At 72.1% G+C, this 15,391-nt stretch carries 13 protein-coding genes and 2 pseudogenes; 4 read left to right on the forward strand and 11 right to left on the reverse strand.

Annotated elements, in window-relative coordinates; translation table 11 throughout:
• Positions 1-221: 221 nt before the first annotated feature.
• Entirely contained in the window at positions 222-1,625 is a 1,404-nt protein-coding gene (locus IEZ20_RS30120; RefSeq protein ID WP_229896323.1) for a PAS domain-containing protein, read from the reverse strand.
• A gap of 366 nt (positions 1,626-1,991) precedes the next feature.
• Here IEZ20_RS30120 and IEZ20_RS30125 point away from each other — a divergent pair, with 366 nt between their 5' ends.
• From IEZ20_RS30125 to IEZ20_RS30135, 3 genes are read left to right on the forward strand one after another with little or no spacing between them, the layout of a single operon-like run.
• Positions 1,992-3,365 carry an ATP-grasp domain-containing protein gene (locus IEZ20_RS30125; protein ID WP_189304497.1) on the forward strand — a complete coding sequence of 458 codons (1,374 nt, stop codon included), beginning with the start codon at positions 1,992-1,994 and terminating at the stop codon, positions 3,363-3,365.
• Complete coding sequence (locus IEZ20_RS30130) at positions 3,362-5,392, forward strand: PEP/pyruvate-binding domain-containing protein (protein ID WP_189304499.1); 2,031 nt, start codon at positions 3,362-3,364, stop codon at positions 5,390-5,392. The genes IEZ20_RS30125 and IEZ20_RS30130 overlap by 4 nt, the downstream gene beginning before the upstream one ends.
• Positions 5,389-6,777, forward strand: coding sequence for an MFS transporter (locus IEZ20_RS30135; RefSeq protein ID WP_229896324.1), 1,389 nt, complete (start codon positions 5,389-5,391; stop codon positions 6,775-6,777). The genes IEZ20_RS30130 and IEZ20_RS30135 overlap by 4 nt, the downstream gene beginning before the upstream one ends.
• Before the next feature lie 170 nt (positions 6,778-6,947).
• Here the strand turns inward: IEZ20_RS30135 and IEZ20_RS30140 are convergent, their stop codons facing one another.
• From IEZ20_RS30140 to IEZ20_RS30150, 3 genes are all read right to left on the reverse strand, one after another.
• Positions 6,948-7,310: a hypothetical protein gene (locus IEZ20_RS30140; RefSeq protein WP_189304501.1), complete on the reverse strand. Its 363-nt coding sequence runs from the start codon at positions 7,308-7,310 to the stop codon at positions 6,948-6,950.
• Between the two features lie 323 nt (positions 7,311-7,633).
• Positions 7,634-8,929 (reverse strand): MFS transporter, encoded by a 1,296-nt coding sequence (locus tag IEZ20_RS30145; RefSeq protein WP_189304503.1) that lies wholly within the window; start codon positions 8,927-8,929, stop codon positions 7,634-7,636.
• Positions 8,926-9,465, reverse strand: coding sequence for an ArsR/SmtB family transcription factor (locus tag IEZ20_RS30150; RefSeq protein ID WP_189304505.1), 540 nt, complete (start codon positions 9,463-9,465; stop codon positions 8,926-8,928). Before IEZ20_RS30150 ends, IEZ20_RS30145 begins: the two co-directional genes overlap by 4 nt.
• Positions 9,466-9,536: 71 nt before the next feature.
• Here IEZ20_RS30150 and IEZ20_RS39945 point away from each other — a divergent pair.
• Positions 9,537-9,844 (forward strand): annotated as a pseudogene (locus tag IEZ20_RS39945) (IS630 family transposase); the annotation flags it as partial.
• 267 nt (positions 9,845-10,111) lie between these two features.
• On the opposite strand, the gene IEZ20_RS30160 reads toward IEZ20_RS39945, so the two are convergent.
• The 7 genes and pseudogenes from IEZ20_RS30160 to IEZ20_RS30185 all read right to left on the reverse strand — a co-directional run bounded on the left by IEZ20_RS30160 (position 10,112) and on the right by IEZ20_RS30185 (position 15,126).
• On the reverse strand, positions 10,112-10,588 hold the full coding sequence (locus tag IEZ20_RS30160; protein ID WP_189304509.1) for a hypothetical protein: 477 nt from the start codon (positions 10,586-10,588) through the stop codon (positions 10,112-10,114).
• Between the two features lie 61 nt (positions 10,589-10,649).
• Positions 10,650-10,855: pseudogene (locus IEZ20_RS40620) on the reverse strand (NF041680 family putative transposase); the annotation flags it as partial.
• Between the two features lie 217 nt (positions 10,856-11,072).
• Entirely contained in the window at positions 11,073-12,278 is a 1,206-nt protein-coding gene (locus IEZ20_RS30165) for an alpha/beta hydrolase family protein (protein ID WP_189304511.1), read from the reverse strand.
• A 79-nt stretch (positions 12,279-12,357) separates the two neighbouring features.
• On the reverse strand, positions 12,358-12,720 hold the full coding sequence (locus IEZ20_RS30170) for a winged helix-turn-helix domain-containing protein (RefSeq protein WP_189304513.1): 363 nt from the start codon (positions 12,718-12,720) through the stop codon (positions 12,358-12,360).
• On the reverse strand, positions 12,717-13,463 hold the full coding sequence (locus IEZ20_RS30175) for a hypothetical protein (protein WP_189304515.1): 747 nt from the start codon (positions 13,461-13,463) through the stop codon (positions 12,717-12,719). The genes IEZ20_RS30170 and IEZ20_RS30175 overlap by 4 nt, the downstream gene beginning before the upstream one ends.
• A 139-nt stretch (positions 13,464-13,602) precedes the next feature.
• The gene (locus tag IEZ20_RS39955) at positions 13,603-13,932 is read right to left on the reverse strand and encodes a recombinase family protein (RefSeq protein WP_229896325.1); all 330 of its coding nucleotides are present in this window, start codon (positions 13,930-13,932) and stop codon (positions 13,603-13,605) included.
• A gap of 786 nt (positions 13,933-14,718) precedes the next feature.
• Positions 14,719-15,126 carry a VOC family protein gene (locus IEZ20_RS30185; protein ID WP_189304517.1) on the reverse strand — a complete coding sequence of 136 codons (408 nt, stop codon included), beginning with the start codon at positions 15,124-15,126 and terminating at the stop codon, positions 14,719-14,721.
• Positions 15,127-15,391: the final 265 nt, after the last annotated feature.

A 15,391-nucleotide genomic window follows, 5' to 3' on the forward strand; every position in this document is an offset into this window, starting at 1 on the left:
GGCTACGGCCGTCCGGCCCGGCCCGGGCTTGCCGAGTGACCCGGGGTCACCCGGGCGGTGGACAGCCTGACGGCAGCGCGGCGCATGAAGTCTCCATGGAATGTGGGGGGTTGGAGAGGTGAACACGACAGAACCTCAGACGTCACCGGGAGCGCTACGCCTGTTTCCAAGGTCCGACAACTCTCCCACAGCTCCTTCACGGCCGGGGCACACACAGCCGGTCAGGCGGGGCTGAGCGGATGCGCCGCCGTGGTGGAGCGCGGCGGCCAGGAGTGAGGGGAGAGGATGCCGAGCACGTAGGCGCGCGCCACCAGCGCCGGACGGGTGGCGGCGCCCAGCAGACGCCGCAGGCGGGCGAGGTGGTAGTCGACCGTCTGCCGCGACAGGCGCAGCGCCGCGGCGACACCGGCGTTGTCGTAGCCCGCGGCCAGCAGGGCGAGTATCCGCACCTGGGCCGGTGTGAGCGCGGGATGCGGCTCGTGGCTCAGGCCGAGCCGCGTGACGACCGCCCACACGCCCGCGTCCCGCCCCCGGGTGCGGTTGACGACGCTGAGATGGACCCACACGCGGCGCAGGCGCCGGTCCCCGTCGACGAGCACGGCACTGGACTGCGCGTTCCTGCGCCGCCCGGTGGTCAGTTCACCCCAGGCGGCGTGCAGCGCGGCGCGTTCCGGGGTCTCCGCCAGGAAGGCGTCGGCCGGCGACCCCACCAGGTCGCCCGGCCGTAGACGCAGTAACTCGGCCGCCGCGGCGCTCGCTTCCCCCACCACCCCGTCCGCGGACAGCCGTACGCAGGGCAGGCCGCTGTGGTCCCGCAGGGCGCGCAGGTCCTCCTCGGCCCGGCGCCTGCCCTCCAGCGCGTGGATGTACTCGCTGACGTCCACATACGTGCCCGCCACACAGCGCAAGGCCCCCCAGGACACGGGAAAGCGGTATCCCGCCGCATGCCCGGGCGAGCCGTCCGGGCGCCGGTAGGTCAGCGTGTGGCGCAGGGAGTGACCGCCGGTGAGGACCTCGTCGTCGAGCGCCAGGAACCGGGCCGCGTCGTCCGGGGCGTCGAACTCGCCGAGGTGACGGCCGACCATGCGGTCGCGCGTGGTGCCGTACAGGTGGGCGTAGGCGTGGTTGGCCCACACGTAGCACCCGGCGGCGTCGCGGACGAACATCGCCGCCGGGCTCAGATCGGCGAACGACGCGTAGGCACCGGCGCCCGCCGGCGCGCCGCCGCCCACCTCCACCGCCACGCCCCGGCTGCCACGACGCCCGGCGTCGCCACCCCGGGCCGACCAGGTGACGTCGAAGGTGCGGCCTTCGAACCGGGTGCGGCGGGGGCCGACACCCGACGGTGCGCCGTCACTTGACGGTGCGCCGTCACCTGACGGCGCACCATCGCCGGGTCGGGCGCCATCGCCGGGCCGGGCACCCTCGCCGGGCCGTGCACTGTCGCCCCGCCGGGCCGTCGGCAGCCCCCCGGCCTCCGCCGAAAGGGCTTCCAGGAAGCGGTGTGCCGTGTGCTCGTCGGTGAAGGCGCCGCCCCCGCTGCGGACCCGCCCCGAGTCGGCGTCCGTCTCCCACCAGGACACCGGCAGACGGGCGAGCAGTGTCTTGAAATCGGCCTCGTCCACAGCCCAACTCCTTGAATCGCGTACGGGTGTCACGGTGTGTGACATCTCATGCGTGTCCCGTACATGCCCAGCCATGCGGCCGCCTGAGGCCCGCGTGGCACCCGGGCCGCGAGCCCACTCAGGCATGTGCCTGAGACGACCGCGCTCGAAGCGGCGAGAGCCGGGAAACCCGACTGCTTCGCTGGACGGGAACCGTCCCACGGCGCACACGGACGGCAGGCCGTACGGCGGCCCGTACGGCAGGCGCGGACACGGAGCCGGCGCACCGGAAGCCCGCCGCCTCGCACGCGTCGCCGCGCCGCCCAGCCGTCCGTCCGCGCGACGTGACACCCGAACAAGCCGCCGAAGAGAAGGAGTTGAAGTCCCGTGGCGAAGGTGCTGTACGTGCATGCCAAGGGTGGTCCCCCGGTCGGGTACGCCCTGCCCAGGGTGGCCGCGAGGGCCGAGGTGCACCTGCTGGCACTGAGCGAACTGCCCGCCGGCAGCGCGGCGCGCACCCGTGCGTGGTGTGCCTCGGCCGTCGCCGCCGGGGGCGCGGAGGCGGCCGACCTGGTCGCGTCCATCACCTCCCGGGCCCGCGAGGTGGGCGCCGACGCGGTGGTCACCTTCTCGGAGTACGCGGTCGTCGCGGTCGCCGAGGCCGCCCGCCGGCTCGGGCTGCGCGGGGCCGGCCCGGCCGCGGCCCTCGCCCGCGACAAGCGGCTCATGCGCACGGCCTGGGAACGGCGGGGCATTCCCCAGCCCCGCTTCCGGCCCGTCGCCACGGTGGACCGACTGCGAAACGCCACGCGTGAGCTGGAGTGCCCCCTGCTGCTGAAGGCGGCCTGGAGCGCCGGTTCGACCGCGCACCAGATCATCGCGGCCCCCGCCGACGCCCCGGCCGCGTGGGCCCGTTCCCGCGAGGTGATGACGGAGTCGGCACGCCTGGGATACGCCGAGCTCCATGTCGCCGGCGCCGGCGAGGACTTCCTCGTCGAGGAGATCGTCACCGGCTGCGCGGGGGAGTGGTTCGCGGGACCGGGCTGGGGAGACTACGTCAGCGTCGAGGGCGTGGTCACGCAAGGCGTCTTCCGGCCGGTCTGCGTGAGCGGCCGGATGCCGACCGTCGCGCCGTTCACCGAACGGGCGGGCATCACGCCGGCCGCCGTCACCGGCGAGGCGCAGGACGCGATCGTGGCGCTGGCCCGGCGGGCCGTGGACGCGCTCGGCCTGGAGGACTGCGGCACCCACACGGAGATCAAGCTCGGGGCAGGCGGCCGCATGTGGGTGATCGAGACGGCGGCGCGCTTCGGCGGCGCGATGACCGTGCCGCAGATCGAGGAGGTCTTCGGACTCGACCTGGTCGGCCTGTTCACCGAACAGCTGCTCGGCGGCACACCCGACTGGCCGGCCAGGGCGCTGACCCCCGCGGACGCCCAGAGCGCGGCCGGCTCCCTCGTCGTCCTCGCCGTGGACGGCGCGGGCGCGCCGTGGCCGAGCCGTCACCTGTGGGACTCCACCGCCGTGATCCGGTCCGCCCCGGTGGGACCGCACAGCAGGCTGAGCGTCGTAGAGGAGAGCTCGCTGCCGGACGGCGCCCCCGTCCCCGTCTACGACCCGGCCGCGGGCGCCAACACCATGGCCGCGCTGTGCCTGCTGTCCGCGGACCGGCCGCAGACCGTCGTCCACGACCTCAGCGCCCTCGTGGACGCCCTGCCGGACCTCCTGCCCCTGCACGCCACGGAAGGAGCGCGGGCATGACCTCCGCCCTGGACCGCACCGACCCGGCCGAGGCGGGCGCGGACCGCACCGTCGTCGGCGCCAACCTGACCCTGCCGCTGTTCCGCACCCTCTCCGGTGTGCTCGCCGGGCACCCCTACCTGAAGGTCGTGGTCGACCGGCACGTCTGCACCTGGCACCTCCTCGACACCCGCGTCCACCCCTTCCACGTCAACTACATCGCCACCCGCATCCTCGGTATGACGGTGGACGAACTGGACGCCCGCCTGGACGCGTTCAACGCCTCCGTGTACACCGACCCCGACCGCCGCTTCCTGCTGGGCGTGCTGTCCCTGCACACCGACCGGGCGGCGGACGGCAGCGAGTGCCCCTTCCTGGTCCTGGAGACCACCGAGGCCGACACCATGCACGGCGCCCTGCTGGAGGAGTTCTACCTCTACGTGCGCGGACGCGTGGACGGACGCCTCCCGCTGCTGCTGAAGCCCGCCAACCACGGTCAGGAGGCGGAACTCGCCCCGATCCCGGAGGCGGTCGTCCCCCGCGTCCTCAGCCACAAGCTGTTCGGGGACCGCACCCGCACCTGCCTCAACCCCGGGCAGGCCGAGGGCCGTCTGCGGCACTTCCGCACCACGGCCGCGTACGAGGCGGCCGCCTCCGACCTCGGCTGGGCGGACATCGTCGCCATGCCCCGCCTGCCCGACGACGTGCCCAGGGTGGCCGGCTTCATCAACACCGCACCCATCACCCCGCTGTCCCACACCAACGTGCTCGCCTCCGGCTGGGGCATCCCGAACGCCATCGTGCGCGACCTCGACACCCTGGACGACCCGGACGCCCTCGACGGGCGGGGCGGCCTGGACGGCACCTGGGTGCGCTACCGGGTGAGCGAGGACGCCGTCACCCTGGAGCCGCTCGCCGCGCCACCCCGGCTGACCAAGCCCGCCTGGCACCAGCAGCGCATCCGCATCGACACGCCCCTGCTCGAAGAAGCCCCCGTCCTCGCCCTGCACCGGCTACGGCGCTCCGACCGCGACAGCTACGGCACCAAGGCGGCCAACCTCGGAGAACTCCACCACGTCCTCGACAGCCGGACCGCCGACCTGACGGTGTTCCACGCCCGGCCCCGCCCGCCGCGCCGCGACCTCCTCGGCCACCTGGCGGCCCGGCTCGGCGAGCGGGACGCCGCACGCGAGCACCTCCGGTCGGCCGCCGCCCAGTACGTGGCGGACACCGTCCGCGCACCCGAAGGCGTGGCGCTGCCCTTCCGCCTGCACCACCTGTTCCTCACCTCCTCACCCGCCCTCCAACAGGGCATCGGCAAACTGAAGATGGCCCTGGAACTCGGGGCGTTCGACATCGTCGACCCCCTGTGCCTGAACCTCCAGCAGCTCGTGCGGGCCACGCCCGTACCCCCGGACGTGGCCCGCGCCGTCACCTCCGCGGTACCGCGGCTGCTCGCGGACGGACGCCGCATGGTGGTGCGCTCCTCCTCCAACGCCGAGGACCTGCCCGGCTTCTCCGCCGCCGGCATCTACGACTCCGTGACCACCGTGCGGGGAGCGGAACAACTCATGGACGCGGTGCGGCAGGTGTGGGCGTCCCTGCTGTCACCGCGCAGCGTGCGCCTGCGGCACCAGGTCGGCATCTGCCTGGACGACACCTACATGGGCGTGATCGTCCAGGAGTACCTGCCCGCGAGCCTCGGCGGCGTCCTGGTCACCTGCAACCCCACGCGCCGCGAGGACTTCCGCACCGTGTACGTCAACTGCACCCCGGGCTCGCCCGAACACGTCGTGGACGGCTCGGTGCTGCCCCAGCAGTACCTGTACAACACCGTCGAGGGCGGCGGGCGCACGCTCGACGTCGGCACCGCCGGGGAGGACCTGCCCGCCCCCACCCGCGCGGCGCTCGCCCGGCTGGCCCTCGCCGGACGCCTGCTGCAGTCCCACTTCAGCGCCGACGACCCCGACGACGCCCTCGACATCGAGTGGCTGATGACCGGCGACGGGGACTTCCGGCTGGTCCAGATCCGCCCCTACGCCCGGTGAGCCGTCCGGTGCCCGCCCGCTCCGCCCGCCGCGCCGGCCCGGTCCCCTCCCCGGCCGCCCGCCGCGTCATCCGCCTCAACAACGCCTTCCAGTTGCTGTTCAACCTGCTGTGGTGGATGCCCGTCTTCTACGCCTACCAGCGCGACGCCGGACTGTCCGACGGCCAGATCTTCGGCATCCAGAGCATCTACTACACCGCGTTCTGCCTCTTCGAGATCCCGACCGGCGTGGTCGCCGACCGCATCGGCGCCCGCAACTGCCTGCGCGCCGGCGCGGTCGTCATGACGGCCGCCAACCTGGCCCCCGTCCTCGCCCCCTCCTACACCGGCTTCCTCGTGCACTTCCTCGCCATCGCGGCCGGGCGGTCCCTCGCGTCGGGCGCGGCGAGCGCCTACCTCTACGACGCGCTGCGCGCCGAAGGGGCCGACGCGCACTACCTGGGCGCCGAGGGCACCGCGCGCTCCCTCGGGCTGGCCGCGAAGGTCCTGTGCTGGCCGTTGGTCGGCCCGCTGATGACGCTGGTCCGGCCGGCCCCGTACGTCCTCAGCGCGGCCTGCGCCGCCGGGTCGCTGCTGTGCGCGCTCGCCCTGCCGCGCCTCGCCCCCCGCCCGGCCTCCGGGCCCCGCGCGGGCGGACGGCGGCGCGGCACCCTCCTGCACGACACGGGGGCCGCCCTGCGGGCTCTGCGCGCCTCACCGTGGCTGCCGCTGCTCATGGTGCAGGGCGTCGCGGTGTTCACGCTCGCCCGCATATGCCAGGTCAACCTCTTCCAACCGGTGCTCCTGGACCACGGCATCGGGGAAGGTGCGCACGGCGGCGTACTCGCGGCCATGACGGTCGCCGAGGCCGTGGCCTCGGCGCGTCCGCGCTGGCTGAGCCGCCGGCTGTCCGCCGCCCAATGGGTGTCCCTGCTGAGTGTGGCGCTGGCCGTGACCCTCGCCGCCACCACCCTCGGCGCACCGTGGGCCGTGGTCGCGCTGCTGTGCGCGTTCGCCGCCATCACCGGGTTCGTGTACCCGGTGCAGCGCAAACTCGTCAACGACGCCGTCCCGGCCGACGCCCCGCGCGCCACGCTGCTGTCCGTGGAGAGCATCGTGGACCGCGGGGTGTGCGCCCTGGCGGCGGTCGCCGCGGGCGCGTACCTCACGGCCGGCCGGCTCGACGCCCTGCTGTGGCACAGCGCCGCGGTCACCTGCGTCCTGATCCCGGTCCTCCACCTGGCCCTGCACCGAACCCGCCGGGCGGGCGAGTCCCGGGCCGAACGCTCCACCGCCCGTACACCCACCCCCGGCTCCCACGTCCCCGGACCGTCGGAGCAGCCGGCACCCCTGCCGGCGGACGAGGGCGCCGCCCAGCCGCCCCTGGGTACCCGCCGGGGCCGGTGAGTGCGTCGCGGAGCGCGCTCGTTGACGTCCGCCGGCCGGGACGGGGACCAGCCGTCCTGCAACGTCCTGGTCACACCGGGACGTTCATCGGGTGCAGGAGTAAGCGCTCCCTGGCCGCCCCGCGACGCCGACGGTGTTCCGTGGCCCGTCGGGGTGCCGGCCGTACGGGGTCAGGAGCGCGTCCGCAGCCAGTGACGAGCGGTGGCGAGTGTCACTTCGATGTCGTCGCTCCATGAACAGACTTCCAGCCACGACAGGTAGCCGTCCTGGGTGAAGACCAGGACCTCGCCGGGGCACTCGCCCGCCTCGGTGACGAGTCGTGCTTCGGCCGCCACGACAGTGCCGGGTCCGGCGGGCGCAGGTTTCGCCTCGCTGGTGTCGAGTGCGAAGTAGGCGGTGCCGCAACCACATCTGCAGCGCGCTCGCACGCTGAGGTGCGGGACCTGCCTTCGGAGCGCGACATGCACCGGATCCTCCGCGCTCAGGACTGCCGCAAGCGCGTCGGCTACGTCGGCAGGAAGGCTGTCGCTCATCCCGTCACCGTATCTTGAAGTTCTCGCCCTGGAAGCGAGGGTCGGTGCGGCGGAGGCCATCGGCGGGTGGCCATCACCCCGTTGTCCTCGATGCCGCGCTCGAAGCGCGAGTAGTCGGTCTGAACCGCCGTGACCGGGTGGACGGAGTGGGAGCGGCGGATGGTCTGCGGAGCGACCCGCGGAAGCCGAGGTCCGCCAGCGCTCGGAGGCCGGCGGCGCGCAGGCGGGCCAGGACGTGGTCGTGGCGCGCGGCGGTGATGTCGTGGGTGCGGCCGGGCCGGGCGGGGGATTCCCGACGTGGTGTGACGCCTTCGCGGCAGGCGTCACACCACGTCGGGTGCACTCTCCTGGGCGGGATCCTTGGACGCCCTGGGATCTGGGCCGCCGCCCCGGCCGGCGGCACGCAGCGCCGCTTCGACCCGGCGGTTGCTGGTCATGGATGCGGTGACGGCCGTCATCGCCAGGAGGAGGACGGCGGCGGTGTAGAGCGGGGTGCGGATGTCGTAGGTGGTGGCCAGCCAGCCGCCGAGGAAGGCCCCGATGGGGGCGGCGCACATGGCCAGCATGCGGGAGGTGGAGGCGACCCGGCCCATGAGGTGGGCCGGGACGATCGCCTGTCGGAGGGAGGGCCCGAGCACCATCGTGGCGCCCATGCCGGCCCCGCAGACGGCGAGCGCCAGCCCGGCGACGTACGGGTCCGGGGCAGCGGCCAGGCCCAGGATGGCAAGCCCTTCGACTGCGGCTGTGCAGGTCAGTGCGGTGCCGGTGCCGAGTCGTCGGCCGAGGTAGGAGGCGATGCCTGCACCGAGCAGGCCGCCGGCGGCCTCCGCCGTGAGGAGCAGGCCGAAGCCGTAGGTGTCGATGCCGAGGCGGTCGTGCGCGAAGAGGGCGAGGACGGTCTCGACAGCGAGGAAGGCGACGTTCCCGATCGCCGGGCGGAGCGCGAGCCCGAGCAGCAACCGGTCCCGGAAGACGTACGAGGCCCCGGCCCGCGCTTGCCGAAGCAGCGACTCGCGGATCTCCGGCACGGGCCGCGGCATGGCGGGAAGCGACTGTACGAGCAGTGCGGAGAGCAGGAACGACACCGCGTCGGCGAGCAGCGGAACCGCCCGCCCGAGCGCGAGCAGCGCACTGCCCGCAGGCGGCCCCGCGAAGCCGGACATGGCGGTCTGGGCGCCGCGCAAGCGAGAGTTGGCACGCTCCAGGAGTGCGGGGTCACGGCCGAGTAGATCCGGTAGATAGGCCGTGGCGGCCGTGTCGAAGAAGAGTCCGCCGATGCCGAGCAGGAAGGCGACGGCCGCGAGCAGCGGAATGCTCAGCACGTCGAGCGCGGCCGCTGCCGCCGGTATCGTGAGCAGCACCGCACGCGCCGCGTCCATGACCCACATCGTGCGCCGGCGGTCCCAGCGGTCCACCAGCGCACCGCCGAGCACCCCGAAGAGCAGCCACGGCAGCGTCCCGGCGGCCGTGACGACGGCGAGCGCCATCGGATCCCGCGTCAACGTCAACGCGAGCAGCGGCAGCGCGGCATGCGACACCCCGTCACCGAGCGAGGACACCGTCTGCGCAGTCCACAGCCGACCGAACCCGATCGGCAACTTCTGTATGTCCGAGGTCACTTGGCGCCCTCCTCGGCCTGCTCTCGCGGCGCCGGGTGGAACAGTGCGAAGACGAGTGACGCGTCCGGCAGCGACGGATCGGACAGCTCCAGGTACTCGTCCGCCAGCGCCTGCAGCCGCGCCCCCAGCTGAGCGAACTGCTCCTCGGTGAGCCGCAGGTGCGCCATCCGGACGTGCCGCTCGCCGTCCGCCGGCGACGCCTCCAGGTCCGCCACCGCATGGCGCATCAGCACATCCGGCCCTCCCTCGCCCGGGTCCGGCAGCACGATCGACCGCGCGGCCATCGCGTAGTACCGCTCGGTGACACCCCGCACCTTCCGCGTCCGCACCACCTTCACCAGGCCGGCGCGCTCCAGCAGCCGCACGTGATAGCTGGAACTCCCCTTCGCAAGGCCCACTCGCTCGGCGATCTGCGTAATCGTCGCCGGCTCGAAGCGGAGCACGGCCATGATCCGGTGACGCGTGAGATTGGAGACGGCGCGCAGCTGCTCGTCCGTAGTGACGTGAAACGTCTCGGGAAGATCATCGGTAGGCATGCGAGCAATGGTCAACGATTCTTGACCATTGAGCAAGGGGATTTCGCGTGGATCTCCGGAGTCTGCTGTCCGATGCGAAGCCGGACCAGATCGAGGAAGTCCTCGACCGCCTCCCTGACCGGGTCTTCACCTTCGACGAGGTCGGCCCGCTCGGCACCCACCCCACCGCAGGCGCGGGCCGGGCCGCGCGCCAACGCCCCGACCGGCTGCCCGTCACCTACCAGCGCACCCATGGCGCGCGGTACTTCCACTGCTGCTATTCGGTCGGCGACGACCGGCTAGGGGCGTCAACAGGCGTACGAACGGCGCTGCCAACACGCTGGCCGCGCCGAAGTCCATCCGCGCCACCCGGCCCGACGGCGCCCCGATCTACGTGGTCTCCTGGAGGCCGGCCCGGGCTGTGAGCGGTGAGACGCGAAGGGCTTGGACCATCCCGCCTGCGGGGGAGTATCTGTCGGCCGTGACGCAACGGGGGGGGAGCTGCCGGTACCGTCCCTGCTCCTGCGGGGGAGCACGAGTTCGTAGAACAACCCATCCGGCGCGGCATGCGACCATCCCACGGGCGCGGGGAGCAGCCCATACACGGGGCGGCAGACGCAGGGTGTTAGCTTGACGTTTATCGTCGCGCACGGAGTCTGCTTGGACGTCAGTCCCATGCGTTGAAGAGCAGTCCGCCCAATGTGGTGATGCCGTAGAAGCGAACTTCGCGCCAATCCGCCCGGGTGAGGACCGAGGTGTCGATGTCCGAGAGCGGCAGAGTGAGCTGCGCGCGGTCAAGTACTACGAACCCCAGGTCGGCAAAGGCATGGGCCCACGGTGGCGGTGTGAGGAACTCCTCGGTGTACCAGTCCCGGCGTTCCTGAGCGAATGCGATCCAGGGGTGGTAGGCGTGACACAGGATGACGCACTCGCCTGTGCCCTCGATGACCGTCGCGGTGTGGAACGTACGAGGGTACGTCTGTTCCTCTATCTCGCCCACATGGCCTGTGGCCGTCCGGGCGGCCGCATAAAGCGCTGCCCGGAACGCCCGCTGGTCGGTTTCCGGTAGCGGCCCGTCCTTCGGCTGGAAGAAGCCCGTGGCGCCTCGCGGCAGTGTGAACGCTGCGTCCTTGTCTACGGCCATGTGGCTCATTCTGCCGAGGAGAAACCCTGACGACGTCTCACCTGCGCTCTGAGCTGCTGCTTCATGCAGTTCGCCGAGGCTTCGTCCCTACTCGTGATGAGGCGGGCGAGTATAGGCCTCGCCACTGGCGAGGACCCGGCCCACATCGTGACGGATGGCCGGGCGGCGGTTCTTCGAGCCGGGTGGCCGCCCGGGACCGGGACGCGTCGGTTCGGGTGCACCGAGACCGGGCCGCGAACCGCAAGCGGCTCGACAACCGCGGCGGACGGCCTCCAGCCTTCGATCGCGCCGCCTGCAAGCCGGCGTCCGCCTGCCCGATCTGGACGAGGCCGATGATCAGCATGTCGCCAGTTCGCCCGGGGGAACGTGTGGCGCTACCTCTTCCGTGGCGTGATGGTCGGCGACGGCCACCGCCTCGGCGAGGGGCGGCACCCGAACGCCGATCGGTCTTGGTCGGACCGCGCATTGCATGGCCCGACGCTTCTCACGGGATGAACTTCACCTCTGGGAATGCCGCGCTCGGGCCGTCGAGCAGATGTCCCCGGCGGTGTCGCAGGTGCAGGTCGAAGAACGCGAGCGGGTATGCCTGTTGGATGCGGACCGCCCGATCCGGATCGAGGGTGCCGATCATGTCCTGGATCTGCTGGTTGGTCATGCCGAGGACCTTGCCCGCTTGTGGGATCAGTGTCGCGTCGTCGCTGTACGTCTTGTGGATGGCCCCGTCGGCCTGGATGTTCAGCCGCCAGCCGCGAAGGCGTGTCCAGAACTCGGCGACGTCCGGCATGGCGGCCCGGGTAAACGAAGCGGTCATCATCATGAACGGCCGGTCCAGGTCGGTGGTGATGGTCGGCTGCATCGGACCGTCGATACTGAGCCCGGCGCCAACGCGCTGGTCGGCGAGCATAGTGAGCGCGGTGGCGGTGCCGCCCTTCGACCAGCCGAACGCGCCGATGCACTTCGGGTCGAGGGCGCCGAGCAGTCCCTGGGGCAGTGGCCTGCCGTCGACGTCGGGGTTGTACCCGCCGGCAAGGTCCTCGACGACGTCGAGCACGAACCGGATGTCCGTGGCGAAGTCCCGGGGCCCCAGGAACGGCGGGACTTCTGACGGAACGGTGAGTCGACCGTCGGGGAACTCACTGAACGCGTCGTACGTGTGGTCGACGGTGACCACGGCGTAGCCGTGGCTGGCGAGTTCCTGGACCATGAGGGTGTGGTCGCCGCGATGGCTGCCCGCGCCGTGCGAGTACACGAGGACGGGCAGGCGATGGCCCGTTTGGCGCACGGGTGCGCCGACGTGTGCGGCGGTGAGTGGGCCGAGGGCGGGATCGAGGGGGAAGCCGACGTCCGCGAGAAATGCCCGCAGCGCACCCTGGGTCATCCAGGGAGCGCGCGGCAGGCCCTTCGTCTTGCAAGCGGGGTACCAGACGCTGGCCATCAACTCGCGGTGATGCCCCGGGCCGGCCACAGGATCCGGACGCGAGGTGTCGACGAGGTGGAGCGGCACCGTGCCCACCGGGTGCGGCCCGCTGGGCCTGGGCAGCGTGAGCTGCGACAGACCGAAGGCGGTCGAAGCCGCCCACGCCTGGCTCGCTGCGCTGATCGGCACGGCGGCCCCGATCCCCGCCGCCAGCGCGGCTGCGAGCAAGCGACGGCGCGTCACGTCCGTCGTGGTGACCGGTGTGATGGGCACATGTCCTCCCTGGGTTTCTTGGACGGTGTTCGGCGTGCTGTCCGGGTCCGCCGGACGTCAGCGGGGAGCCGTTCACGGCTCACCACGGTTCGACGGGGTTCGGATCAGGACTCCGGGGGGAGCTGCCGTGCTCGATCTGGTGGATGAGGCGCTTGAGCTGGACGACCTCGTCCCGCAGGGCGCGGTCGCCCGCGGGGGTGAGGGAGAGCCAGGTGCGGGCGCGTTTGCCCTCGTAGCCCTTCTCGATATCGACCAGTCCGGCCTTCTCCAGGACGGCGAGGTGCTGGCTGAGGTTTCCGGCGGTGAGGCCGAGCGTTGTGCGCAGGAAGCCGAACTCGACCCGGCGCGCCTGGTGGGCGACGGTGAGGATGCCGAGGCGGACGCGCTGGTGGACCACGTCGTCCAGACCGGTGACGGGGTGCTGTTCGGGCTGATCGGTCATGACGCGTTGCGCCTGCGGGGCAGCTCGGCCAGGCCGAAGCCGAGGGCGCCGAGCAGGAGGACCACACCGGGGACGGCGTAGCGGGGCAGGAAGAACCAAGGCGAGGTGAAGGGGATCCCGGACCAACCAGTGGACAGCGGCGCCAGTTCGATGGCCAGATACACCGCGGTGAGCAGGAGCAGGACGCGACTGCGTTCCACCCAGGAGAGCACCAGCAACGGCAGCCCAACGTCCGTGGCGTTCCCCACCAGTCGCTCGAGGAACCCCGTCATCGCGGAGCCGGCATCGAGATGCAGGCCCCAGAAGTCGAGTGGTTCCCCGGGCCGCGGGATCCCGTGGCGGGTGCTCCAGAAGGTGGTGGCGGCCACCACACCGAGCAGGGCGATGCCGGTGAGGATGTAGGGCCGGACTGGGGTGCCGACGCCGCGGTTGCGGGAGCGGCGGATGTAGAAGAACGCCGTCGCCGCGTAGGCGAGGGCGATCCCGATGGGCCAGTAGAGCGGCGACCCCTGCTTGACCAGGGTGCAGCCCGTGCCTGCGGCGGGGTCGGTCGCCGGGCAGGGAACGGTCAGGACCTGGAACGTGAAGCGGCTGACCAGGATTCCGCCCAACGTGAGCACGCTGAGCAGCAGGAGAGGAAACCAGGTGCCGCGCTGAGCGGATCGGACCTTGCGGGTCAACTCGTCCAGACCGGCGAGGACTTCCTGAGGCGTGCCCTGCAAGGGCATCGAAGCGTCTGTCACCCAGTCAGCTTTGCATCACAAATCAGTTCTGGCAAGAAACCTATGTGTATTCCAATCGAGTCCGGGAAACCCGCTGGTCCGAGGTCGGCCCCGCTGGCTCGCGTTGATGCGAGGGGCCATCAAGTCCTCGCCCCAACACCTACAGCTGCGTGCCGAGTTCTCGGGGCTGGGCAGCATCTCGCGGGCGGCGCAGGGTGATTTCGGGGGTGGCTACGGTGGGCCGACCGCCGGGGGTGGTGGTGTCCAGGCGCTCGTGCAGCGAGCAGAACCCGGTCTCCCGGCGGCGCAGTTCACCGACCATGTTCACCAAGTCCTTGAGGGAGCGGCCGTAGCGGTCGAGGACGGGGACCACCAGGGTGCCGCCGGCGGCGAGGAAGGCGTGGCAGGCCTTCAGCTCGGGCCGGAGGTCGTCCGTGCCGGACTTCTTGCCGGCGACGATGCGTCGGCACCCGGGCGGCGGTGAGTGCATCGATCTGGCGGTCGAGCTTTTGGCCGCCGGTGGAGACCCGGGCGTAGCCGATGAGGATCTCGGTGCGGTGGGCGGGTTCGGCGACCAGGGGGTTCGAAGAAGTCGTGCTCGGAGGGGGTGCTCACGCTCTGAACGGCAGGAGCTCCGCGCCTCCGGCCGCGTTCCGAACCAGCTCACTGGCAGCTGACCGCTCCTGCTACTGGCCGTTCCGATCCTCCCCGAGGGCCTACGTCCACGCCGATTCTGCTGCTCCCAGATCACCGGGGGGGTGGGAGTTCGGGGAAGACCAGCCGACCGGGACGACACGCGGCACGGGCCCGGTCCTCCGACGGCGGGGTTCAGCGCCCGCGCCCGCCGTCAGCTCGCCGGCGACCAGCGGGGGGGGGCGTCGGCGGGGGAGAGGTCGCGCCGCGTCCGGTGCCGGCGGGCAGCACGCCGCCAGAGGCCGGAGGCATCGCGGGCGACGTCGACACCGAGCGGGCGTGGGCAGTTGGTCCCGTTCCTGCGCGAGCATCGGCGTCACCGGTGGTCGCAGCTCCATGGCATGGCTCCGGTGTGCGACCGCGGCGCCCGGAGCGCAACTCTGCAGAGCACTGGTGGAGGGGCGGCACGCGGCCGCCGGTGTGCCGTCGGACCCGGAAATGAGCCTTCGGCCCGACCCCGGACCGGGGTGCGGCAGGCCGGTTGAGGACGGCCAGCCGTAGGGCCGCGTACCCGTCCCCTGGGCGGGCCGGTGGCCGACGTCTGCGGTGCGCAGCACGCCACGTGCACGTGGCCGTGTGCGGCCTACCGCTTGGGCCAGATGAGACCCTGATCGGTCCAGGTGACACCCTTGTTGCGGCAGAGGCAGAAGGGGTGGCTGACGGGGTCGGCGTAGACGCGGAAGCCGTAGCCGTCGGGGCCGACGCAGTCCCGCTGCAGGGTCGCGCCGAGGGCCAGGACGCGGCGCTGTTCGGCCTCGATGTCGTCGACTTCGAAGTCGAGGTGGAACTGCTTGGGGTGCTCGCTGTCGGGCCACTGCGGGGCGCGGTAGTCCTCCACCCGGGTGAAGGCCAGTTCGATATCGCCGAACTGGATACCGGCCCAGTTCTCGTTACTGCCCTCCTTGACCGGGAGCCCCATCACCTCGGAGTAGAAGGCTGCCAGCTTCATCGTGTCCGGGCAATCGATGATGAAGTCGGTTAGTCGTAGCATCCCGCGATCTTGCCACAAGATCAGATGGGCCGGACTTGGGCGCCGAACTCGGCGTCACGGCGGACTCGGTCAACCGCTGCCGCCGCGGCGCCCGCAACTCGACGGGGAATGCGAGCACCCCCCATGCAGCGGCGGCGGGATGGTCGGCCCGACGACGGCGATCGGCTGGGCCCGGGTGTGGCAGCCTACGTGAGTGACCGCCCCCGGACAGCCGCGGCGGCATCCGGCATTCCGGAGGTCATCCGAGGACGTGCCCGTGCGCTCA

It is taken from the genome of Streptomyces cinerochromogenes (assembly GCF_014648635.1).
Lineage (GTDB): Bacteria > Actinomycetota > Actinomycetes > Streptomycetales > Streptomycetaceae > Streptomyces > Streptomyces cinerochromogenes.